The sequence below is a fragment of the Micromonospora sp. SL4-19 genome (genome assembly GCF_047921475.1).
Taxonomy (GTDB): domain Bacteria; phylum Actinomycetota; class Actinomycetes; order Mycobacteriales; family Micromonosporaceae; genus Micromonospora.
Genome location: NZ_JBLROB010000019.1, coordinates 26,389 through 49,816 on the forward strand (window position 1 = coordinate 26,389; position 23,428 = coordinate 49,816).

The window sequence follows — 23,428 nt, forward strand, 5'->3', positions numbered from 1 at the left end:
GATGTTCACGTACAGACGGCTCCGCGCCGCAACCACCGCCCTCACCCTCGCCGGGCTCCTGGTCGGCGCCACCGCCTGCGGCGGCACCACCCGCGAGAACTCGGGCAACGACACCGGCGGTGGCGCGCAGGTCAGCGGCGCCGCGAACCCGGACGCCAAGATCAAGGAAGGGCTCAAGATCGCTTTCCTGCCGAAGCAGGTGAACAACCCGTACTTCACCACCAGCGACAACGGTGGCAAGGAGGCGATCACCGAGATCAAGGGCGAGTACAAGGAGGTCGGCCCGTCCGAGGCCAGCGCCTCGTCCCAGGTCAGCTACATCAACACCCTGTCGCAGCAGGGCATGGATGTCATCGTGACCTCCGCCAACGACCCGAACGCGATCTGCGGTGCGCTGAACCAGGCGAAGGCGGCCGGCGCCAAGATCGTGACCTTCGACTCCGACACCAAGCCGGAGTGCCGTCAGATCTTCGTCAACCAGGTGACCGCCGAGGGCATCGCCGAGAACCAGGTCAAGCTCATCTCCCAGCAGATCGGCGGCGAGGGCGAGATCGCCATCCTGTCCGCGACCGCCAACGCCACCAACCAGAACGCCTGGATCGCGCTGATGAAGGAGGAGCTGAACAAGCCCGAGTACAGCAAGCTCAAGCTGGTCACGGTGGCGTACGGCAACGACGAGGACCAGAAGTCCTTCCAGGAGACCCAGGGCCTGCTGCAGTCGTACCCCAACCTCAAGGGGATCATCTCCCCGACCACCGTCGGTGTCGCAGCGGCCGCCCGCTACCTGAGCGGCTCGAAGTACAAGGGCAAGGTCAAGCTGACCGGCCTGGGCACCCCGAACCAGATGCGTGAGTACGTCAAGGACGGCACCGTCGACGCCTTCGCCCTGTGGAACCCGGCCGACCTGGGCTACCTCGCCGCCTACGCGGGCGCTGCGCTCGCCTCCGGCCAAATCACCGGCGCTGAGGGCGACAAGTTCAAGGCTGGCAAGCTCGGCGACTTCACCGTCGGCAAGGACGGGGTGGTCGTCCTCGGCCCGCCCACCGTCTTCGACAAGAGCAACATCGACAAGTTCCAGTTCTGACGTGCCACCCGGCCGGTGCCGGCGCCCGCACCGCGGGCACCGGCCGGGGCGCCGACAGGAGAACCATGCCCCGCATCTGTTTCACCCTCCAGGTCGACCCGGCCCGACTAGAGGAGTACCGCGCCCGGCACGAGCGGGTCTGGCCGGAGATGCTCGCCGCCTTGGCCGAGTGCGGCTGGCGCGACTACTCGCTCTTCCTCCGCGCGGACGGCCTGCTCGTCGGGTTCCTGGTGACCGACGACTTCGCCGCAGTCCAGGCCGCCATGCAGTCCCGCGACGTCAACACCCGCTGGCAGGCGGAGATGGCGTCCTTCTTTCTCGACCTCGACCAGGGCACGCCCGACCGGTCCATGCGGCCGATGGACGAGACCTTCAACCTCGAGGCGCAGCTCGCCGCCCAGACGGGAGAACCACGATGACCCAGACCGACGTGCCGACCCACGAGCGAGTCAAGCAAGCCCTGCGCGCGCAACGCATCGAAACCCCGTCCTGGGCGTACGCGAACTCCGGCACCCGGTTCAAGGTATTCCCACAGGAAGGCGTACCGCGCAACCCGCACGAGAAGATCGCCGACGCAGCGATGGTGCACCGCCTCACCGGGGTAGCGCCGACGGTGGCCCTGCACATCCCATGGGACCGGGTCGACGACTACGCCGACCTGGCGAAGCATGCGACCAACCTGGGGGTGACGCTCGGCACGGTCAACTCAAACGTGTTCCAAGACCCGGACTACATGCTCGGCAGCGTCACCAACCCGGACCCCAGGGTCCGCCGCAAGGCGACCGACCACCTACTCGAGTGCGTCGACATCATGGACGCCACAGGTTCCCGCGACCTGAAGCTGTGGTTCTCCGACGGCACGAACTACCCCGGACAGGACGACATCCGCGCCCGGCAGGACCGCCTCGCCGCCGCGTTGCGGGAGGTGTACGACCGGCTCGGTCCGAATCAGCGGATGCTGCTGGAGTACAAGCTGTTCGAGCCGGCCTTCTACACCACCGATGTGCCGGACTGGGGCACCGCATACGCGCACTGCCTGGAGCTGGGCCCGAAGGCACAGGTCGTCATCGACACCGGCCACCACGCCCCCGGCACCAACATCGAGTTCATCGTGGCGTTCCTGCTGCGCGCACGGAAACTGGGGGCATTCGACTTCAACTCCCGCTTCTACGCCGACGACGACCTGATGGTCGGCGCCGCGGATCCGTTCCAGCTGTTCCGCATCATGTACGAGATCGTTCGCGGCGACGCCCTGCGCCCCGAGGCTGGCATCGCGTTCATGCTCGACCAGTGCCACAACCTCGAGCCGAAGATCCCGGCGATCATCCGCTCGGTGCTCAACGTCCAGGAGGCCACCGCCAAGGCGCTGCTCGTCGACGCCGACGCACTCGCGGCCACGCAACAGGGCGGTGACGTGCTGGGCGCGAACGCGGTGCTGATGGACGCGTACAACACGGACGTGCGGCCACTGCTCGCCGAGCTGCGCACCGAGATGGGCCTGGAGGCGGATCCGATGGCCGCCTACACCGGCTCCGGCTACTTCGAGCGCATCCGCGCCGAGCGCATCGGCGGCCAGCAGGCCGGCTGGGGCGCCTGATCACCACGACGACGCAGACAGAGGAGAGGACGATGCACTCTGAGGTTCAGGCGCTGATCGCGCGCAGCAACCGGCTCGGCGCCGACCCGACCACGACCAACTACGCCGGCGGCAACACCTCCGCCAAAGGCGAGGCCACCGACCCGGTGACCGGCGGCCCCGTCGAGCTGCTCTGGGTCAAGGGCTCCGGCGGCGACCTGGGCACGCTTACCGAGGCCGGGCTGGCCGTGCTCCGCCTCGACCGGCTCCGCAGCCTGGTCGACGTCTACCCCGGAGTGGACCGGGAGGACGAGATGGTCGCCGCGTTCGACTACTGCCTGCACGGCCGGGGCGGAGCGGCGCCGTCGATCGACACCGCGATGCACGGTCTGGTCGACGCCGCCCACGTCGACCACCTGCACCCCGACTCCGGCATCGCGATCGCCACCGCCGCCGACGGGCCCGAACTGACCAAGGAAATCTTCGGCGACCGGGTGCTGTGGGTGCCGTGGCGGCGGCCGGGCTTCCAGCTCGGCCTCGACATCGCCGCCGTCGCGCAGGCCAACCCGCAGGCCATCGGCGTCATCCTCGGCGGGCACGGCATCACCGCCTGGGGCGCCACCAGCGACGAGTGCGAGCGCAACTCGTGGGAGATCATCCGCACCGCGCAGGCGTACCTCGACGAGCACGGCCGGCCCGAACCGTTCGGCCCGCTGATCCCCGGCTACGAGCCGCTGCCGCCCGACCAGCGGCAGGCCCGGGCGGCGGCGCTGGCCCCGGTGATCCGGGGACTGGCGTCGACCGACCGACCGCAGGTCGGGCACTTCACCGACAGCGACGTGGTGCTCGACTTCGTCGCCCGCGAGCGGCACCCCGCCCTCGCCGCGCTCGGCACCTCGTGCCCGGACCACTTCCTGCGCACCAAGGTCCGCCCGATGGTGCTCGACCTGCCGCCCACCGCCCCGCTCGAGGACACCGTCGCCCGGCTCAAGGAACTGCACGCCGCCTACCGGGACGACTATCGCGCCTACTACGAGCGGCACGCCAGCGCGGACAGCCCGCCGATGCGCGGCGCCGACCCGGCCATCGTCCTCGTGCCCGGGGTGGGCATGTTCAGCTTCGGGGCCAACAAGCAGACCGCCCGGGTCGCCGGCGAGTTCTACGTCAACGCCATCAACGTCATGCGCGGCGCCGAGGCGGTGTCCCGCTACGCCCCGATCGACGAGGCCGAGAAGTTCCGCATCGAGTACTGGGCTCTCGAAGAGGCCAAGCTGGCGCGGATGCCCAAGCCGAAGCCGCTGGCCACCCGGATCGCCCTGGTCACCGGTGCCGGCTCCGGCATCGGTCGGGCCATCGCCCACCGGCTAGCCGCCGAGGGCGCCTGCGTCGTCGTCACCGACCGGGACACCGCCGCCGCCGAGACCGTCGCCGGTGAGCTGGACGGCCCGGACGTCGCGGTGGCCGTACCGCTGGATGTCACCGACGCCGAGGCGGTGGCCGCCGCGGTCCGCGCGGCGGTGCTCGCCTACGGCGGCCTGGACCTGGTGGTCAACAACGCCGGACTGTCGCTGTCCAAGTCGCTGCTGGAGACCACCGAGGCGGACTGGGACGTGCAGCACGACGTGATGGCCAAGGGTTCCTTCCTGGTCTCACGGGAGGCCGCCCGGGTCCTCATCGACCAGGCGATGGGCGGCGACATCGTCTACATCTCCAGCAAGAACTCCCTGTTCGCCGGCCCGAACAACGTCGCCTACGGGGCGGCGAAGGCCGACCAGGCGCACCAGGTTCGGCTGCTGGCCGCCGAACTCGGCGGCCACGGCATCCGGGTCAACGGAGTCAACCCCGACGGGGTGGTGCGCGGTTCGGGCATCTTCGCCGGCGGTTGGGGTGCCCAGCGCGCCGCCGTCTACGGCGTGCCGGAGGAGAAACTGGGGGAGTTCTACGCCCAGCGCACGCTGCTGAAGCGGGAGGTGTTGCCCGAGCACATCGCCAACGCCGTCTTCGTGCTCACCGCCGGTGACCTGTCCCACACGACGGGGTTGCACGTTCCCGTGGACGCCGGCGTCGCCGCGGCCTTCCTCCGCTGACCCGGCCGGTGCGAGATGGGGACGACGGTGATCGTGGAGAATCCGGCGCTCGACGAGGAGGACCTCCGACTGCTGCGGCTACTGGCGGCCGGACTGCCGCCCGAGACGGTGGCGCGGCGGCTGGGGCTCTCCGAGCGGACCGTGCGCAGGCGGATACGAGCCGTCTGCGACCGGCTCGGCGTGACCAGGCCGATCCAGGCCGTGGTCTGGGCGGCCCGACGGGGCATGCTGTGAACGGAGTCGTCCACCTCGCGGCCGTCGACCTGGGAGCCTCCAGCGGCCGGGTCATGCGCGGTCGCGTCGCGCCGGGCCGGCTGGAGCTGACCGAGGTGCACCGGTTCCCCAACGAGCCGGTACCCGTCGGGGGCAGCCTGCACACGGACATCCTCGCCCTGTGGCGCGGCGTGCTCGACGGGCTGCGGGCCGCTGGCCCGGTCACTAGCATCGGCATCGACTCCTGGGCCGTCGACTACGGGCTGCTCGACGCCTCCGGCGCGCTGCTCGGCAACCCGGTGCACTACCGCGACGGGCGCACCGACGGGGTGGCCGAACGGGTGGCGAAGCAGCTGGGGGAGGAGCGGCTGTACGCGGCCACCGGGCTGCAGTACCTGCCGTTCAACACCCTCTACCAGCTCGCCGCGGCCACCGGCACGCCGCAGATGGAGATCGCCGACCGGCTGCTGCTCATCCCGGACCTCATCGCGTACTGGCTCACCGGTGAGATCGGTGCGGAGGTCACCAACGCCTCGACCACCCAGCTGTACGACGTGCGCCGCCGGGCCTGGGCCGTCGACCTGATGGCCGACGTGGGCATCCGCGCCGACCTGTTCCCCCCGCTGCGCGAGCCCGGCACCAGGATCGGCCCGGCCCGGGCCGACCTCGGTCTTCCCGGCGCACCCGAGGTGGTGGCGGTCGGCTCGCACGACACCGCGTCCGCGGTGGTGGGCGTGCCGGCGACTGGGCAGAACTTCGCCTACATCTCCTGCGGCACCTGGTCCCTGGTGGGAGTCGAGCTCAGTGCCCCGGTGCTCACCGAGGCGAGCCGGCGGGCCAACTTCACCAACGAGTCCGGCGTGGACGGCACGATCCGCTACCTGCGCAACGTGATGGGCTTGTGGCTGCTCCAGGAGTCGCTGCGGGCCTGGAACACCACGGACCTGCCGGAGCTGCTGCGGAAGGCGGCGCAGGAGCCGGCCTTCCGCTCCGTCGTGGATCCGGACGACCCGGCGTTCCTGCCGCGCGGTGACATGCCGGCCCGCATCGCCGACGTCTGCCGGCGAACCGGCGAGCCGGTACCCGCCACCCCCGCCGCCACGGTCCGCTGCATCCTCGACAGCCTCGCCCTGGCGCACCGCCGCGCCGTCCGCCAGGCCCAGGAGCTCTCCGGCTGGCACGTCGACGCCGTACACATCGTCGGCGGCGGCGCCCGCAACGAACTGCTGTGCCAGCTGACCGCCGACGCCTGTGGACTGCCGGTGTTCGCCGGTCCGGCCGAGGCCGCCGCGCTCGGCAACATCCTGGTGCAGGCCCGCGCCACCGGCGCCATCGGCGGCGACCTGGCGGCCCTGCGGGCCGTCCTACGGGACACTCAGCACATCGTGCGGTACGAACCGCGCGGCGACCAGCCGGCATGGCAGGCCGCCGAGACCCGGATTGGCGGTTGAGGATGCGCATCGCGCTGTTCGTCACCTGCCTCGCCGACACGCTCTTCCCGGATGCGGCGAAGGCGACGGTGCGGCTGCTGGAGCGCCTCGGCCACAAGGTCGACTTTCCCGCCGACCAGACGTGCTGCGGGCAGATGCACGTGAACACCGGCTACCCGGACGACGCGTTGCGGCTAGTCCGGCGACACGTGCGGGTGTTCGCCCCGTACGACGTGGTGGTCGCCCCCTCCGGTTCGTGCGTCGGCTCGGTCCGGCACCAGCACGCGACGGTGGCGCGCCGGGCGGGGGACGAGCGGCTGGCGAGCCGGGCCGAGGAGGTCGGCCGGCGTACGTACGAGCTCTCCGAGTTGCTGGTGGACGTGCTGGGGGTGACGGACGTGGGCGCCTACTATCCGCACCGGGTCACCTACCACCCGACGTGCCACTCACTGCGGATGCTCCGGGTGGCCGACAAGCCGCTGCGCCTGCTGCGCGAGGTCCGCGGCCTCGAGCTGGTGGAGCTCCCGCAGGCGGAGCAGTGCTGCGGCTTCGGCGGCACCTTCGCGGTGAAGAACGCGGACACCTCGACGGCCATGCTGGCGGACAAGATGCGCCACGTCCTCGCCACCCGCGCCGACGTGTGCACGGCGGGGGACGCCTCCTGCCTGATGCACATCGGCGGCGGACTGTCCCGGCTCAGAGCCGGCGTACGGACGGTGCACCTGGCGGAGATCCTCGCCAGCACCGAGGGTGCTCGCGCCGGCGACGGCAGGCCAGCGACCGAAACGGCTGCGCCGATCGCCGGAGGTGCGCGATGAGGCGGACCTTCCTGGGCATGCCGACGACCGCGCCGCCGGGCGTCGGGCACCTGCGCGGAGAGGAGCCCTTCCCAGCCGCCGCCAGGCAGGCGCTCGGCGACGCGCAGTTGCGCCGCAACCTGCGCCACGCCACCACGACGATCCGCGCCAAGTCCGCCGCGGTGATCTCCGAGGTGCCGAACTGGGAGCAGCTACGGGCCGCAGGCTCCGCGATCAAGGCCGACGCCATGGCCCGCCTGCCGGAACTGCTCGAACAGTTGGAGGCAGCAGTCACCGCGGCCGGCGGCACGGTGCACTGGGCCGCCGACGCGGTCGAGGCGAACCGGATCGTCACCGACCTGGTCCGGGGCGCCGGCGCCGAGCGGGTGACGAAGGTCAAGTCGATGGCCACCCAGGAGATCGGCCTCAACGAGGCCCTCGAGGCCGCCGGGATCGAGCCGGTGGAAACCGACCTCGCCGAGTTGATCGTCCAGCTCGGCCACGACCGGCCCAGCCACATCCTGGTCCCGGCCATCCACCGCAACCGCGCCGAGATCCGCGAGATCTTCCTGCGCGAGATGCCGGATGTGGACCCCGACCTCACCGACGACCCACCGGCCCTGGCCGCCGCCGCCCGCCGGCACCTGCGCCAGACGTTCCTGGCCACCCGGGTGGCCATCTCCGGGGCCAACTTCGCCGTCGCCGAGACCGGCACCCTCGCCGTGGTCGAGTCCGAGGGCAACGGACGTATGTGCCTGACCCTCCCCGACACCCTGATCACCGTGATGGGCATCGAGAAGGTCATCCCCACCTGGGACGACCTCGGGGTGTTTCTGCAACTGCTGCCCCGCGCCTCCACCGGGGAACGGATGAACCCCTACACCTCCATGTGGACCGGGGTAGCCCCCGGCGACGGCCCGCAACGGGTACACCTGGTGCTGCTGGACAACGGTCGCAGCGCCGTGCTCGCCGACCAAGTCGGCCGGCAGGCCCTGCACTGCATCCGCTGCTCCGCCTGCCTTAACGTCTGCCCCGTCTACGAGCGCACCGGCGGGCACGCCTACGGTTCCGTCTACCCCGGGCCGATCGGTGCGGTGCTCTCCCCACAACTCACCGGCGTAGCCGACAACCCGTCCTTGCCCTACGCCTCATCCCTCTGCGGCGCCTGCTACGACGCCTGTCCGGTGAAGATCAACATTCCGGAGCTGCTCGTGCATCTGCGCGCCGAAGCCCCGCACACGAAGAGCGAGGCGGCGGCGATGGCCGCCGCGGCGTACACCATGGACCACCCGGCGCTGTACGCGGCCGCGCAACGCGCCGCGCGCCTGTCCCGCCTCGCCGGCCCCCGCGGCCGGGGCCTGCCCCCGCCGCTGAACGGCTGGACCGCGAGTCGCGACCTGCCGGAGCCGCCACCGCAGACCTTCCGCCAGTGGTGGGCCGACCGGTGACCGCACGCGACCTCGTCCTCGGCCGAATCCGCACCGCCCTCGGCGACACCCCGGCGGCACCGGTCAACGTGCGACGCGAGCACTGGCCCGCCGGCTCCGACGCCGCCGACCTCGACCTGCTGGTCCACCGGCTCACCGACTACCGGGCCACCGCCCATCGGTGCGCCGAGGACGGCGAGGTCGCGCAGGTCGTCGACCGGATTCTCGGCGGCCAGCGCATCGTGATCCCGCCCGGACTGCCTCGGCACTGGCTGCCCGACGCCGTCGCCGCGGTGACCGACGACAACCTCACCGCCGAGCAGATCGCCGCCGTCGACGGGGTCGTCACGGCGGCCGCCGTGGCCATCGCCGAGACCGGCACCATCATTCTCGACGCCGGCCCGGACCAGGGCCGCCGGATCATCAGCCTCCTACCCGACGTGCACGTCTGCGTGCTACGGACCGGCCAGATCGTCGCCGACGTGCCGAGCGCCCTCGCCCGGGTCGAGCCGCGCCGGCCATTGACCTGGATCAGCGGGCCCTCCGCCACCAGCGACATCGAACTCAACCGGGTCGAGGGCGTCCACGGTCCCCGCCACCTGCACGTGATAATCACGCCATAGGACCGTGGAGGCAAGGCCGCCACGCTCGTGCCAGTGGTAGATCATCGCGGATGGTGATCATGGGTTTGTGGCTCGTGTTCCCTTTCGAACACGAGCCGCAGCGGCGGCACCAGCAATCGATTGATGTGGCTATCCGGGCGTGAGTGTTGCGGTTCCCCAAGCCCCTCCAGGCTGTTGCGGGTGCGTTGCGCCTTGGCTCCGAACGCCCGGTACGCCTCCCGCCACGCCGCCACGTGCGGGAGCTGCTCCACCAGCCGATCGCGCAGCGCCTCCCGGGCTGTGGCCTCCGCCGCCTGAAGCAGCTCGTCGCTCGCCTGGTCGCTCGGGCCTGGGACGAGCCCGTCGACGGCCAGCAGCATGGCGCGGTCGTCGGGCCACAGTGCGCACACCGTGGCGTCGCCATGACCGCAAGGAACGGGGCTTGTCGCTCACCGGTCCGGACGGGCTGCTCAAGCATCTGACCAAGATGGTGCTCGAGACGGCGAGGTTCGCGTGCGATGATCGGGCCGCCGCATGGCCACCAACCGGACCGAATCGGTGCAAAGGTCGTCACAGCCAAGAGGCAACCCTAGGGGCCTGGTAGCAACAGGGTTTTAATTCAGTCGAAACCTTGACGTAGGGCGGCTCGCTGCTTTAGCGTCTAATCACATAACGTCAATGAAACGTTTCATCCGCCCTGCTGAGCCGTGGGTGGGCAGCGAGCTGGCAGGTCCCTGCCGGGACGCGGTGTGGCCACTTCATGGAGTTGTATCCAGCGAGACAACGTACGCGATAGGAACGCCGGCAATGCTACGGCGCGCCCTACGGGTTAACCCTGCAAATTTACCTGTTTTGCCGCTCGGCAACTCAGGTGTTGCGGCATGACCAGAATTCGCTGTCAGTCGGTTAGGCCGCAGCAATAAGCGTTCCACGATCGCGATCGAAGGTTGGCTGTCCTTAAGCGTCTTCTTCTCGAAACGAGGCAATGATGGCAACAAGACGTGTATTTCTTCTACGAGCCGCCGGGGTCGCAGGAGCCGTAGCCATCGGTGAATCACTTGCGACGCCCGCTGTCGCAGCCGTGCCCACCAACACGCAGGCGCAGCCAGCCGCTGTAAGAACTGCAGTGACCACCCCAACCTCCGCGTTCGCGGAGAGGCTGGAAAGCAAGTTCATCGACCCGGACCGGATCTACAGCACCGACGTCCGCTGGTGGCTGGGCGACGCGTCGCACACCGACGAGACCCTGCTGGAGGAGATCCAGGCCCTGTACGACGGCGGGTTCCGGGGTGTCGAGCTGTGCATGCAGAACGACAGCGGTGCGCCGGACGCCACGTATGGGTACGGCTCCGCGATGTGGACCCACAAGTGGAACTTGGTGATGAACAAGCTCCTCGACCTGGGCATGGGCGTGTATCTCACCTCGGGCACCAACTGGTCCACCTCGAACGTGCCTGGACTGGACCCGACGAGCCAGGCGGCAATGCAGAACCTGACCCTGGGCACCGGCACGGTGAACGCCGACCAAAACCTGGCGGTACTGCCGTCGCCGGCCTCGGGTTCGCGGAAGGCCGGGGCGACGTTCGTCACCGCGTACGCATACAAGGTGGTCTCGGGCAACACCGTCGACCCCAATAGCTTTGTCAACCTGGCACCCATGCTGACGCAGGGTGCCGACGTGTGGAACCAGAACCTGAATTGGACGGCGCCGAGCGGCGGTCAGTACCGGGTCTTCGCCCTGTGGACCCAGGGGACCTACCAGACCTCCAGCCCAGCCACCCTGCCGAGCTACGCCACCAACTACTTCGACGAGCGCGGCGTGGGGGCGCTGAGGGAGTTCTGGCAGCAGCACTACCTCAGCGACACAGCGCTGGTGGACAAGATCAAGCGCGGCGACGTGCAGTTGTTCATGGACTCCCTCGAAATGAGCACCGGCAACGGCTTCACCTGGTGGGCCCAGGACATGGCCCAGCAGTTCCAGGCACGGAAGGGCTACGACATCACGCCGTACCTGTTCCTGATCAGCGGTGTCGGCAACGTCTGGAACAATCCCTATCACTCGGTAGCCCTCGCCGGGACGTACAAGCTGGACGGCGCCGAAGACCGCCGCCAGAGGATCGTCAACGACTACCAGGACGTGCTCACCCAGCTGTACCGGGAGCGGATGCTTCAGCCGCTGAAGCGGTGGCTGAACTCGGTGGGCATCAAGACGCGCGCGCAGATCTCGTATGGACAGCCGCTGGAGATCTCCGAGCCCATCATGGATGTGGACTACCCCGAGGCGGAGAACCGCAACCAGTACAACCAGGTTGACATGTTCCGGTACTGGACCGGTGGCGCGAAGCTGGAGAACAAGGTGCTCTCGTCCGAGACCACCGCTCTCACGTTCGGTGCGAACGCCACGCTTCAGCTGCGCCTGCAGGATGCCTACTCCCAGTTCGCTGCTGGCTTCCAGCGCACAATCTGGCATATCTGGACCGCCGGCTACGGCTACGGCAACTACCAGTGGCCCGGGTATTCCTTGGGTGGCAGCTTCGCGCTCATGGCGGAGCGGTTCCCTGGGGCCGAGAATTACGACGAGTTGAACGCACATCTGGGTCGTGTGCAGCAGCTGATGCAGACGGGCAAATCCCGCGCCGATGTCGGCTTCATTCAGCAGAAGTTCGTGCACGGCATGGCCTACGGTGGCGGCATCGGAAGCAATAACCAGCTGATGAACTGGCAGCTCGCGCACCAGGGTCTCCAGTACCGTTCCACCGAGTTGCAGGACAACGGGTACACCTACGACTACTTCAGCCCGCGGTTCCTGTTCGATGACGACGTGTACTTCGACGAGAAGACCAAAACGATCGAGAAGGCCGGTTACAAGGCTGTCGTGCTGTACCAGAACTGGCTTGACCTCGACGGCGCCAAGCGGGTTCGCGACTGGGCCGAGAAAGGCCTGAAGGTCGTCATCCTGGGCAATGCCGCCTCGCAGACGCCGTACAACGACGGCAAGGACGCGGAGCTGGCGAGCGTCGTGGCCGAGCTCAAGACGCTCCCAACAGTCAGGACAGCCACCGTCTCCGACAGCCCCGCCGACTACTTCAGCTCGGCTGCGGGCGGGTACCACGACAACGTCATGGAGAAGCTGCAGGAGCTGGGCGTGTACCCCTACACCGGGTACTCGCAGCCCAACGAGCAGCTACTCACCCAGACCAGGCAGGACGCCGAGGGCAACCGCTACGTCTACGTCTACAACTACGACGACGGCTCCTACCGGGACAAGAGCCTCCGGCCGGAGATCCGCGACGCACCCAACCCCGGCACCAACATCAAGACCCGCCTCGTGGTGGACGGTCAGTACATCCCGTACCTCATCGACGCCTGGACTGGCAGGTCCACGCAGCTCGCGGACTACAAGTGGGAGAACGGCAGGACCGTGGTCCCGATCGACCTGGACTACAACAACATCGCCCTGATGGCGTTCGAGAAGGTGGATAGCCAGAAGCTGCACATCAACTCCACCAACGCCGACTCTGCTCATGCCACCCCCGGTGGGGTGGCCGTCCGCGCCACCCACAGCGGGACCGTGACGACCGAGCTGAGCGATGGCCGGCACTACCAGCAGGATGTGACCGTCCCGGCTCCGTACGACGTCACCGATTGGGACCTCACCGTGGAGTCCTGGCGGCCCAGCAACATCGCCGGTGACCTGGTCCGCATCGAGACCATCGATGGCGTGACGACCACCAACCGCAAGACCTCCACGGTCAAGATCCCGATCCGGGTGGGGCTGGACAAGCTGACCACCTGGAACAAAATTCCCGAGGTCGGCAAGGCGGTCTCCGGCACCGGTCACTACGAGGCCACCTTCAACTGGGACGCCAGCAAGGCGACCGGCGCCTACCTCGACTTCGGCGACATGCTGGAGGAGAGCATGGAGGTGTGGATCAACGGCCAGAAGGTCGGCGGCCGGGTCTCCACCAACCCGACCAAGGTCAAGAAGGACGTCGGCGGGGTCGGTAAGCCGACCATCAACGACGGCACCGGCCAAGAGGTCCCGCTCGTAGGCAAGGACCAGTACACCGGCGGCGTGAGCTGGATGAAGCCGATCGCCGATGTCAGCGGCTACCTGGTCGACGGCGAGAACGAGATCGTCATCGACTACAACTCGGCTCTGTCCAACGTCCAGCTCGACCGAGGGGTGGCGAGGGTCACCCAGAACGCGAACGGCTGGTGGGGTTACAACATCGATTACCTGGACTTCGGTCCGAAGCAGGCGAAGATCGTTCCTTTCGTGGAAATGCAGTACCCCGGGAACGACTTCGCAGCCGTCCGCTGGCACATCGATCAGGCCGAGCAGGCGGGTGAGCTGAGTGGCACGGCTCTCATGCAGGTGCGCAACCACGTCGACCAGGCGCAGAAGCTTGCCGACGGACACGCGGCTGCGCGCGCGGTGATCGCGCAGCTCGACAACGCCGCTCGAACGGCGGCGGCGAGCCCCGCGCTCGTCCAAGCGCTGCAGGCGTTGGAGGCCACGTTCCGCTGAGTCCCCAACCGGTGTGCCCGGCAGACCTCGCGTCGCCGGGCACACCGGTGTCTCCCCCCGGGAGCCCAGCCCAACTGCCGACGACCGGGAAGGCGGAGACAGACTGAGCGCGCCACAATAGATGGGACTGTAAGACGAACGGAGACCTCTCTGTTTCCGACGACTTGACACAGAGAGGTGCCGTTCGTCTGACAGGCCCCTGTGAGGGGCCGGCCGTAGGGCGCTGACCTGGGACGTACCGCGCTTGCGGTAGGCGGCCGGCAGGCAATTACCGCAGGTGGTTGACGACGTGGCCGGGGGCGGTGGCGAACCTCGAGAGAGGTCTGAACGCCGTCTCTCGGAAGGTTCCTGTGGTGAGATCACTGGCTCGTGCGTGCTACCGGTGGCGGCGTGCCACTCTGTTCGGTTGGGTCGCCGCGCTGCTGGCGCTGGCAGGGGTCGTGGTGGCGCTGGGGACAGCGTTCACCGACGTCGCGAACATGCCGGACAGCGAGTCGGCCACCGCTTACAGCGTCTTGGCGGAGGCCGGCGTCGGGCAGCCGGCCACGACCTCCGGCAACATCGTCTGGCACTCCACCAGTGCCGCAGCCGCGCAACCTGCGGCGACTCAAGGTCGAGGTGCTCACTCGGTGGGGCACGGTCGTGCCCGATCGGGACCGGATCCCCGACCGGGCACGTGAGCGGCCGATGCTCAGCGAAGCGAGGCGAAGAACTCCCGGATGTCGCCGGCCAGCACATCGGTCGCCTCGTGGGCCGCGTAGTGCCCGCCGACGTCGCCGCGCCCCTCGACCTCGGTCTGGTACGCCGTCCAACGCACGATGTTTCCGTGGTCCCGCTCGGCGAAGCGGCGGATCGACTGGAAGTCGCCTGGAAACATGGCCAGCGCCGTGGGCGTGGTCGTCGGCCCGGTCGGGTGCTCGGCGGTGTGCGCGTCCTCCCAGTAGAACCGCATGGACGAGGCGGCCGTGCCAGTGAACCAGTAGATCGCCGTGTTGGCCAGGATGAAGTCGGCGTCCAGGCTCTCGTCGAAGAGTTGCGCGTTCCAGGCGAGCAGCCCGACGGGTGAGTCGGCCAGCGCGAACGCCAGGGTCTGCGGCTGCTGGCTGTGGACCTGGTTGAAGGAGAACTTGTTCTCGTAGAACCACTGAAGGTGTTTGAGGGCGGCCTGGTCGGCCTCGGAGAGTCCGGCGAACTCGGCCGGGTCGCCGGACGGGAATGAGAAGAGTTGGGTGACGTGCACGCCGAGCACGTGCTCGGGGTCGATCCGGCCGACCTCGGGCGACACCAACGAGCCGCCGTCGTTGCCGACCGCGCCGTAGCGGTCGTAGCCGAGGCGGGCCATCAGCTCCGCCCAGGCGCGGGCGGTGCGGTGGCGGTTCCAGCCGGCGTTGCGGGTCGGGCCGGAGAAGCCGAAGCCGGGCAGCGACGGGATGACCAGGTGGAACGCCGGCGACTCCGGGTCGGTCGGCTCGGTCAGCGGGGCGATCAGGTCCAGGTATTCGACCACCGAGCCGGGCCAGCCGTGGGTGAGCACCAGCGGGATGGCGTCCGGCTGGGAGGACCGGACGTGCAGGAAGTGGATGTCCTCGCCGTCGATCTCGGTGACGAACTGCGGGTGCGCGTTGAGCCGCGCCTCCACCGCCCGCCAGTCGAACGTCTCCAACCAGTGGTTCACCAGCCCGCGGACCCGGTCGGTCGGCATGCCGTACGCATTGCCGGCGCCGGGCAGCTCTCCGGGCCAGTTGATGCGGCGCAGCCGGGCGGCCAGGTCGTCGAGGGCGGCCTGCGGGATCTCGACGCGGAACGGGCGGATGGTGGTGCTGGACATGCGCTGCTCCTTCAGAACGGAATGCTTCGTTCCCCTTGACCATAGCAGAGCGGAACGATCCGTTCCACTGGTAGTCTGGAGTCATGCCCAACCCGACCGAGGCTTCCCGGCTCCCCGGCCGCCGTGCGCAGGCCGCCCGCAACGACGCGGTGATCCTGGAAGCCGCCCGCGCCGTCTTCCTGGCTGACCCGAAGGCGCCCATCGCCGCCGTCGCCGAGCGTGCCGGCGTCGGCATCAGCGCCCTCTACCGGCGCTACGCCGGCAAGGAGGACCTGCTCCGCAAGCTCTGCCACGACGGCCTGCGGCGGTACATCGCCGTGGCGGAGGAGTCCGCCGCCGACCCGGACGGCTGGCGGGCCTTCGCCAAGTTCCTGGAGCGTGTCGTCGATGCCGACGTGCACTCGCTGACCGTGCATCTCGCCGGCACCTTCATGCCGACCGAGGAGATGGGGCGGGACGCGGTGCGCTCCGGTGAGCTCACCGCGGAGCTGGTCGAGCGGGCCAGGGTCGCCGGTCGGCTCCGCGCGGATGTGGTGGTGCAGGACGTCGGGTTGCTGCTGGAGGGGTGCGCCGCGATCCGCGTACCCGATCCGGAGCGGACCCGGCAGCTGCGTCGCCGGCACCTGGCGCTGCTGCTGGCCGGTCTCGCCGTGACCGAGCCGCCACTGCCCGGGCCGCCGCCGGCGGCTGGCGAGTTCGACTGGCGGTGGCGACGCTCCGAGTAAGCCAGTCACACCGCTGGAGCTGAGCGGAACAGACTCAACTCTGGTTGTGTCTATCCCAGTGAGCACGCCGATCCGGGCCCCCGCGGCACCGGGCCTGTCAAGACACGGATCCAGCGACCTAGGCAGTGACTCGAAGTGTGTGTAGCCACTCGTTGATGGCGGTGACGTGGATGGTGGCTTCCCGCGGGTGCAGGCCGGCCACCACCGCCTCAGCCATAGCCGGATCGTAGCGGCGAACGCAGGACACAGACGAGATCAGCGATGATGGCGGGCGGACGTGACTCACTTCTGACGATCAACAAGGCGTAGAGAACCTCGATGATCATCTGAACTGGTCGTGCCCGCCCTGCTACCACCAGCAAGGGCGCGTCTACACCAACCACATCAAGCCGGGCACCCCGCGGCTCTGCCGTGACCCTGCTGTAGTAGGTCACCCTCTACACCATCCAGCGGGACGCAACCCTTCGTTCGGGCAATCCGTACACCGATGAGGGCAGCCAACGGGCCATCGTCTACTACATCCTGGTGAGGGAGTTCGTCCCTCACCAGGATGTGCTGCTTGCGGACAGCGTCAGCGGAGACTCATCTGGGCCTACCACCCTAAGCGGTCAAATACTCACCAAGACGCATATAACGCTACACGTCTCGATACTCTCCCGGCTATGACCGAGCCAAGCCGGACCGGCGCCGCGGGTGCAGGGGCGCACGGGTCGCCCCATCCGGGAGCCGACCCGAAATGGTGGACTCTCGCGGCGGTCTGCGTGGGCACCTTCATGCTCCTGATCGACCTGACGATCGTGAACGTGGCACTGCCCGACATCCAGGCGTCGCTGGGGGCGTCCTTCTCCGACGTGCAGTGGGTCGTCGACGCGTACGCGCTCACCCTGGCCGCTCTCCTGCTGACCGCGGGGTCGCTGGCGGACCTGTACGGCCGCCGGCGCCTCTACCTGGTCGGCGTGGTCGTCTTCACCGCCGCGTCCGCGCTGTGCGGGATCGCGCAGTCCCCGCTCATACTCGAACTGTCCCGCGGCCTGCAGGGCATCGGTGGGGCCATCATGTTCTCCGTCTCACTGGCCCTGCTGGCCAACGCGTTCCGCGGCCCCGAGCGCGGCGTGGCCTTCGGCGTCTGGGGCGCCCTGGCCGGGCTCGCCGCAGCCGTCGGCCCCATCATCGGCGGCGTGCTGGTGTCTGGCCTGTCGTGGCGGTGGATCTTCTTCGTCAACGTGCCCGTCGGTGTCGTCGCGCTGGCCCTGACCATCCGGAGGGTTGTCGAGTCACGCGACGAGCAGGCCGCGCGCCCGGACTGGCCGGGCTTTGCGCTGTTCTCCGGGGCACTGGCCGCCTTGATCTACGCCCTCATCGAAGCGGGACGCAGCGGCTTCACGGGGACGGTTGTCATCGCGTGCTTCGCCGCGGCCGCAGTGCTGCTCATCGCCTTCCTGCTGGTCGAGATCCGCAGTTCGCACCCGATGTTCGAGCTACGGCTGTTCCGGGTGCCCACCTTCGTGGGTGGTGACATCGCCGCGTTCGGCCTTTCGTTCAGCATCTTCGCCATGCTGCTCTACGTCGTCCTCTACCTGCAGAACGTCCTCGAATACACCGCACTGCAGACCGGCGTACGGCTGCTCGTCCTCTCCGCCGGCGTCCTGATCGCCAGCGCAGTCGCGGGATGGCTGAGCGAGAAGGTGCCGATCCGCACCATCGTCGGCCCAGGGCTGGTGCTGATCGGCGTCGGGCTACTGCTCATGCGCGGCCTGACCGCAGCCTCGTCGTGGACACACCTGATCCCAGGGCTGATCCTGGCCGGCGTGGGCGTCGGGTTCGTCAACCCACCGCTGGCCTCCACCGCGGTCGGGGTCGTGGAGACCCGGCGATCAGGGATGGCCTCGGGTATCAACCTGACGTTCCGGCAGGTCGGCCTTGCTACCGGCGTCGGACTATTGGGCACCCTGTTCGCCAACCGACTGACCACCGTGGTGCATACGCAGACCGCTGGAACGCCGTTGGCCGGGCACAGCGCCGACATCGCGACTGCACTCCGCAACGGCAGCGTGAGCCGCTTGTTCGCCACCGTCCCGCCACAGCAGCGCGGCCTACTCGTCGAGATCGCGCGCGGCAGCTTTGCCAGCGCCCTGAACGAGATCCTGTTGCTCGCGGCGATCGTCACCATCGTCGCCGGGATCCTGTCCTTCGTCCTGATCCGCTCCAAGGACTTCATCTCGCCCTCACAGGGGTGATCCGCCGGCTACGGATGACGGCACCCATCGTCGGGCCGGTGAGACCGGGGAACTCAACGGCCACCGGGGAGCCGGGGAGGTCACGCCCGCCGCGTCTGTCCGGTCAGCCGCGGAGGTGCCGTTCGAACACCATCCGCTGCTCGCGGACGTACTCCGCGTCGTTCAGGAACCGCGCGTCGGCAACCTAGCGGCTTCTTCCACCATCGGACCTGCTGCCCCCGGTACCTCGCCATCACCCTCCGCGCGCGCCCGTACTGCACGAAGCAGGCCCTGGCGCCGACAGGTCGGCTCGCAACCGCCACATTGTCCGTTATCGCAGCCAAGGCCTGAAGTCGCGCGCTGGACTGGCGTCCGGGCCACCGCATCAGCATCCATCCGCGTGCCGGGATGCTGGTGATCGCCTCGGCGCTGGCCGGGCCTCATGTGGTGGGCAGCCGGGGGAGTTGCCGCTACCGGTCAGCGCGCGGCAAATGTGGGCCATCGCGCCGGGGCAGCCGCTTCTGCTCGCCGCCGCCTGCCGCCGCGGCGGCGCGCTCGGGCTCCGGCTGGCTGACCTGGATACCGACCGCGGACTCCTGCGGCTGACCGAGAAAGGTGCCACCCTGCGGTGGCAACCGATCACCCTCGACCTCGCCGCACACCCCGACGAACACGCCCACACCCGAGGCGCGGTCCTGCCCACCGACCTTCTGCTGCGCTACCGCAACGGGCGGGCGATCACCAGCCGCCGCCACGACCACCTGTGGAAACGCATCGGCCAGCAGTTGCCATGGGTGGCCGCTCAGGGCCGCACGGCGCGCCGGTATCCCGCGCGGCTTACTGCTTGACGCACTCGGCGAACAGGTTGATCCGTTCGGCCTCGAAGCGGATCGACGTGCTGGCGCGCCCGAATGCCGAGGCCGCGTAGAGTCGGTCCAGGTCGGCCTCATCCCGGTGGATCAGCGGCCAGGCCAGCACGTGGTCCATGAACGCCTTGGTGCCGTTGGCCGGGTGGAAGTTGCCGAGAATGAGCCGGCCGCCGGGGCGTAGCATGCGGTGGGCGAGGTTCATCAGGGCGACGACGATCCGGTCCGGAAAGTAGTCAATCAGACCGATCGAGTACACCAGGTCCTGGTCGGCAACGGGCAGCGGACGGCGCCCGGCGGCCGCGTAGACGAGGTTCTCCTGGATGAAGGTGAGTTGCGTGTCGACCGGGGTACCGGCCACTCGCGCCCGGACGTGATCCAGTGCCAGGGCGTCCACGTCGACCAGGGTGGCGGCGATGGCGCCTGGGTCGTCGAGGGCGGCGAAGACGTCCAGTAGTTCCTGGGCCGGGCCGCAGGCCAAGCTGGTGACCTGCAGCGGCCGGTCGGGTTGCTCAGCCAGACCGCAGCTGATCTCGTCGGCGAGTAGCCGGCGCCGGTTGTAGACCGCGCGGCAGGCCGACACGTGGAGGAAGCCGCGGTCCAGGGCCGGCCCGATCCGACCCACGCCAGCCGCTTCGTCGCCATAGATCCAGGCGATACTGAGAAAATCGCCGGCGTAGCCGCGCGGCTTGGCGTACCAGCGCTCGGCGTTGCGAGACAGTAGTAGGTACGGCAGCAGCTCGGCCTGTGTACGGGCGCCGAGCATGGCCTGCTCCTGCGGTGTGGCTGCGTCGGCAAGCACGTCGGCCAGCAGTGCCGGCAGTGCCGTGACGGCGGAACTGAGCTGGTCGGCCGCCTCTGCCGGCAGGCTGCCTGCCTTCAGCGCCGCCCGGTCCGCCTCCACGACGGTCCTCTTGAATTCCTCCAGCGGCTTCGCCAGCCGGCTCCACAGGTCGATGGTCGCGATCACGGCTGGCCTCCCGTCAGCTGCGGGCCTGCGGCGCGCTGCGCCGGCATTGCCTTCGGGTAGTCGTCCGTCGATACGCCGTCGAGGTTGAAGGCGCCGTCCAACTCGGTCGCGCCGATGCCCTTGGCGATCAGGGCGTGGCGGAGTCCCGGGACCGTGACGACCTCCAGCGCCAGCAACACTATGCGCATGATGACTCCACTCCATGCTCCGTCGAGCACAACGCAACGGATGGTCCACCGCATGACGCGGCGTGGACATACCGCGTGGTCGGCCAGCAGGCCCGATAGTCAGGGATGCTGTCTCGACCCGCCGGAATCAAGGTTCGCGCGACGGGCCGTGGTTGTCGTCCAACCCGAGACGGATCGGGATCAGTCCAGGGAAGGACGCGGGGCACCCATCAGATGTATATCTGCCGCAGGTTGCAGTTGTTCTCGCAGGTTTCGGGGTGCGTTCGGGCGGCGGTTTCACGGATTCCCTTTCGGTCCCGAGAACTACGGGGACTGTAAATTGTTCCTCTGTCAAGCGGCGGCCGGTTGGCGGGTGACGACCTCGGCGTGTGGTGCTTGGTAGACGACGTCGGAGAGACGCCGCTTGAGGACACGGAGGGCTTCCAGGCCGGCCGTCGCCGCTGGCTTTTCGGCGTGCGACGAGGTCTCGCGCGGGTGGGTGGCAGCGGGCTTGGGTCCAGCCGGGGGCGGCGGGGCGCACGGAGACCTACCTAGGCGTCTCGGCGCCCGGATCGAACATCACCTCGGCCTGCCGGCCGTATCTGCTGATCTGCTCCACCGGTCTGGACCCGCACAACGGCCCCGGGCCGCTGGATGTCGGCACCAGACGTCGGGCCCTACACCATCGCAGTCGACAAGGGAGCCGGCATCCTCGACGCGTACGCCTCGGCGGTACGGCTGGGGGCGACCGGCTGGCATGCTCGATAACCGCTAGCACGTACATCCGCGCTCCGCTGAGGGTGACCGTTTCCAGGAAGTCACACGCCAGCAGGGCGTCGGCTTGGGAACGCAGGAACGCGGCCCAGGGGCTGGAGGCCCGCTCGGGCGCCGGGTCGATCCCAGCCTCCTTCAAGATCTCCCATACGGTCGGGCCGGCGACTTTCACGCCGAGGCACATGGACTCGATCATCTCGGTCTTGTCTGACCCTCCTGATTTGATCTCCTCGAACAACGGCCTTTCTGCAGTAGCTCGGCGATAGATGGACCGAGAGGTGCTAACCCTTCGGCTCGCAAGCGAGGGTGTGTTGGGCGTGGAGAGCAGAAGATCGGGTTTCGAGCCAATCCTTTTCTCCGATGGCCGCTCGTCCGGCGAATCCTAATGTTCGGGACGTGACTCGGCGCGGTCCACGCGTCGGAAAGGGGGTCAACGCATGGTACGAGCACATTCGCAAGTGGCCGTCGTAGCCGTCGTTGCCGTGGCGCTGGTGCTGCCGGGTGCGGCGCCCGCTTCGGCGGCAACAGTCTCGGACCCGGTCATCAGCGGACTGGCCGGGCCGCTGCAACTTGCCGTGGGAAGTGACGGGACGGTCTACGTCTCACAGTCTTTCGCGGGGAAGCTGACCGCGGTGGGAAAGAAGGGTAGGACGGACCTCGTGTCCACGCCCGGCGCGGAGATCGCGGGTGTCGCCGCGGAAGGGCTCGGAACGGTGACCTTCACGACCAGCGCAGAGGACGGGTCGTTCGCCCAGGTGAAACGCGTCCTACCGAACGGAAAGATACGCGCCATCGGCGACCTGGGTAGGTACGAGGCAACGGTCAACCCGGATCAGGTCAACAGCTACGGCTTCCAGGGACTCACCCCCGAGTGCGCGGCGCAGGTGCCCGCGGAAATCGGCGCCGATCCCTATCCCGGGATTGTCGAGTCGCACCCGTACTCCGTCGCTATCCTGCCCGACGGATCACGCGCCGTCGCTGACGCGGCAGGCAACGACATCGTCCGCGTCGCGCCCAACGGCACAATCAGCACCATTGCCGTGCTGCCGCCCGCACCATCGGTCATCACCGCCGAACTGGCAGCCAGCGTGGGCCTGCCCGACTGCACTGTCGGAAAGATCTACAACTTCGAACCCGTGCCCACCGACGTCGAGCTCGGCCGGGATGGCCTGCTCTACGTGTCGAGCCTGCCTGGCGGTCCGGAGGACCCGAGCTTCGGCGCCCGAGGCGGGGTCTACTCGGTGAACCCGACAACGGGCAAGGTCACCCGGATCGCCAGCGGATTCCTCGGCGCGACCAACCTCGCCGTCGCCCCCGACGGCACCATCTATGTCGCGGAACTGTTCGGCAACCGGATCTCCACGGTCTCCCGCGGTGGCGCAAAGCCTTTCGCCAACGTGCCGTTCCCGGCCGCCGTGGAGTGGGCCAACGGGAAGCTGTACGCGACGACCGACGTGTTCGGGAACGGCTCGGTGGTGACTATCACGCCCTGACCACGTCGAGGCCCACAGCTCACGGCCGGGGTAATCTCGCTGCTCACAGGAACGGCAAGTGCCGGCTCTGAAGAGATCCAGAGCCGGCACTTGCCGTATGCCGATGTTGCGGCGGCGCCTCCCACGCGGCCGATCTCGAGCGTGGTGCCCCGGGACCCTGCCTTGCCGAAACCTCGTCCGTGTAGGTCACGCGGCATGCTCGTACCCGTGTGAGGTTCGGCGATCGTCGTTGTCAACGGGTGAAGCGGGCGGGCGTTCGCGATGCCCTGGTCCGGGCGGTGTCCGTTGTAGAACTGTTCGAATTCATGGAGGGCGTGGAGTAGGTGCCGCTGATGCCAGATCAACGTGCGGTCCAGCAGTTCACGGCGGCAGTTCTGTACCCACCGTCTTATGATCGAGTTCATTCTGGGCATCTGGATGCCGCTGAGCATGATGCCGATGCCTGCGTCTGCGAGGACGGCGTCGAACATCTCGGGGAACTTGCCGTCGCGGTCCCGGATCAGGAACAGGGCCCGGCAGCCGGTGTCCTCAAGGTCCATGACGAGGTTCTTCGCGGCCTGTAACAGCCAGGTGGCGGTCGGGTGGGCAGCGGCGCCCAGGATCCGGATCCGGCGGTTGGCGTACTCGACGACTGCGAACACG

18 protein-coding genes are annotated in these 23,428 nt (G+C 68.6%); 14 read left to right on the forward strand and 4 right to left on the reverse strand.

Translation table 11 applies throughout. The features are described 5' to 3' along the window. Position 1: 1 nt before the first annotated feature. The 9 genes from rhaS to ACNAVT_RS21270 all read left to right on the forward strand — a co-directional run bounded on the left by rhaS (position 2) and on the right by ACNAVT_RS21270 (position 9,237). Positions 2–1,084, forward strand: a complete 1,083-nt coding sequence (gene rhaS / locus ACNAVT_RS21230) for a rhamnose ABC transporter substrate-binding protein (RefSeq protein ID WP_416298788.1) — start codon at positions 2–4, stop codon at positions 1,082–1,084. Between the two features lie 65 nt (positions 1,085–1,149). Next, the gene (locus ACNAVT_RS21235; RefSeq protein ID WP_416298790.1) at positions 1,150–1,503 is read left to right on the forward strand and encodes an L-rhamnose mutarotase; all 354 of its coding nucleotides are present in this window, start codon (positions 1,150–1,152) and stop codon (positions 1,501–1,503) included. Continuing rightward, positions 1,500–2,681 carry an L-rhamnose isomerase gene (gene rhaI / locus ACNAVT_RS21240; RefSeq protein ID WP_416298791.1) on the forward strand — a complete coding sequence of 394 codons (1,182 nt, stop codon included), beginning with the start codon at positions 1,500–1,502 and terminating at the stop codon, positions 2,679–2,681. The genes ACNAVT_RS21235 and rhaI overlap by 4 nt, the downstream gene beginning before the upstream one ends. A gap of 32 nt (positions 2,682–2,713) precedes the next feature. Further along, positions 2,714–4,747: a bifunctional aldolase/short-chain dehydrogenase gene (locus tag ACNAVT_RS21245; protein WP_416298793.1), complete on the forward strand. Its 2,034-nt coding sequence runs from the start codon at positions 2,714–2,716 to the stop codon at positions 4,745–4,747. A gap of 15 nt (positions 4,748–4,762) precedes the next feature. Beyond that, the gene (locus tag ACNAVT_RS21250; RefSeq protein WP_416298795.1) at positions 4,763–4,981 is read left to right on the forward strand and encodes a helix-turn-helix domain-containing protein; all 219 of its coding nucleotides are present in this window, start codon (positions 4,763–4,765) and stop codon (positions 4,979–4,981) included. After that, positions 4,978–6,411, forward strand: a complete 1,434-nt coding sequence (locus tag ACNAVT_RS21255; protein WP_416298797.1) for a rhamnulokinase — start codon at positions 4,978–4,980, stop codon at positions 6,409–6,411. Before ACNAVT_RS21250 ends, ACNAVT_RS21255 begins: the two co-directional genes overlap by 4 nt. A gap of 2 nt (positions 6,412–6,413) precedes the next feature. Beyond that, entirely contained in the window at positions 6,414–7,208 is a 795-nt protein-coding gene (locus ACNAVT_RS21260; protein ID WP_416298799.1) for a (Fe-S)-binding protein, read from the forward strand. Beyond that, positions 7,205–8,635 (forward strand): lactate utilization protein B, encoded by a 1,431-nt coding sequence (locus ACNAVT_RS21265; RefSeq protein WP_416298801.1) that lies wholly within the window; start codon positions 7,205–7,207, stop codon positions 8,633–8,635. The genes ACNAVT_RS21260 and ACNAVT_RS21265 overlap by 4 nt, the downstream gene beginning before the upstream one ends. Then, the gene (locus tag ACNAVT_RS21270) at positions 8,632–9,237 is read left to right on the forward strand and encodes a LutC/YkgG family protein (protein ID WP_416298802.1); all 606 of its coding nucleotides are present in this window, start codon (positions 8,632–8,634) and stop codon (positions 9,235–9,237) included. The genes ACNAVT_RS21265 and ACNAVT_RS21270 overlap by 4 nt, the downstream gene beginning before the upstream one ends. 41 nt (positions 9,238–9,278) lie before the next feature. On the opposite strand, the gene ACNAVT_RS21275 is transcribed toward ACNAVT_RS21270, so the two are convergent. Beyond that, positions 9,279–9,596 carry a hypothetical protein gene (locus tag ACNAVT_RS21275; protein ID WP_416298804.1) on the reverse strand — a complete coding sequence of 106 codons (318 nt, stop codon included), beginning with the start codon at positions 9,594–9,596 and terminating at the stop codon, positions 9,279–9,281. 746 nt (positions 9,597–10,342) lie between these two features. On the opposite strand from ACNAVT_RS21275, the gene ACNAVT_RS21280 reads away from it, so the two are divergent. Continuing rightward, positions 10,343–13,747 (forward strand): glycosyl hydrolase, encoded by a 3,405-nt coding sequence (locus ACNAVT_RS21280; RefSeq protein WP_416298806.1) that lies wholly within the window; start codon positions 10,343–10,345, stop codon positions 13,745–13,747. Between the two features lie 691 nt (positions 13,748–14,438). Here the strand turns inward: ACNAVT_RS21280 and ACNAVT_RS21285 are convergent. Then, positions 14,439–15,575 carry an epoxide hydrolase family protein gene (locus ACNAVT_RS21285; RefSeq protein ID WP_416298808.1) on the reverse strand — a complete coding sequence of 379 codons (1,137 nt, stop codon included), beginning with the start codon at positions 15,573–15,575 and terminating at the stop codon, positions 14,439–14,441. A gap of 83 nt (positions 15,576–15,658) precedes the next feature. On the opposite strand from ACNAVT_RS21285, the gene ACNAVT_RS21290 reads away from it, so the two are divergent. From ACNAVT_RS21290 to ACNAVT_RS21300, 3 genes are all read left to right on the forward strand, one after another. Further along, on the forward strand, positions 15,659–16,300 hold the full coding sequence (locus tag ACNAVT_RS21290; RefSeq protein WP_416298810.1) for a TetR/AcrR family transcriptional regulator: 642 nt from the start codon (positions 15,659–15,661) through the stop codon (positions 16,298–16,300). A 662-nt stretch (positions 16,301–16,962) separates the two neighbouring features. Then, the gene (locus ACNAVT_RS21295) at positions 16,963–18,537 is read left to right on the forward strand and encodes an MFS transporter (protein ID WP_416298811.1); all 1,575 of its coding nucleotides are present in this window, start codon (positions 16,963–16,965) and stop codon (positions 18,535–18,537) included. Positions 18,538–19,007: 470 nt separating this feature from the next. Further along, positions 19,008–19,364 carry a hypothetical protein gene (locus tag ACNAVT_RS21300; RefSeq protein WP_416298813.1) on the forward strand — a complete coding sequence of 119 codons (357 nt, stop codon included), beginning with the start codon at positions 19,008–19,010 and terminating at the stop codon, positions 19,362–19,364. On the opposite strand, the gene ACNAVT_RS21305 is transcribed toward ACNAVT_RS21300, so the two are convergent. Both ACNAVT_RS21305 and ACNAVT_RS21310 read right to left on the reverse strand, forming a co-directional pair. Next, on the reverse strand, positions 19,354–20,352 hold the full coding sequence (locus ACNAVT_RS21305; RefSeq protein WP_416298815.1) for an SAM-dependent methyltransferase: 999 nt from the start codon (positions 20,350–20,352) through the stop codon (positions 19,354–19,356). The two genes, ACNAVT_RS21300 and ACNAVT_RS21305, sit on opposite strands and share 11 nt — an antisense overlap. Further along, positions 20,349–20,540: a hypothetical protein gene (locus ACNAVT_RS21310; protein ID WP_416298817.1), complete on the reverse strand. Its 192-nt coding sequence runs from the start codon at positions 20,538–20,540 to the stop codon at positions 20,349–20,351. The genes ACNAVT_RS21305 and ACNAVT_RS21310 overlap by 4 nt, the downstream gene beginning before the upstream one ends. Positions 20,541–21,775: 1,235 nt before the next feature. Between ACNAVT_RS21310 and ACNAVT_RS21315 the strand changes: the two genes are divergently transcribed. After that, the gene (locus ACNAVT_RS21315; protein WP_416298818.1) at positions 21,776–22,786 is read left to right on the forward strand and encodes a ScyD/ScyE family protein; all 1,011 of its coding nucleotides are present in this window, start codon (positions 21,776–21,778) and stop codon (positions 22,784–22,786) included. Positions 22,787–23,428 lie beyond the last annotated feature (642 nt).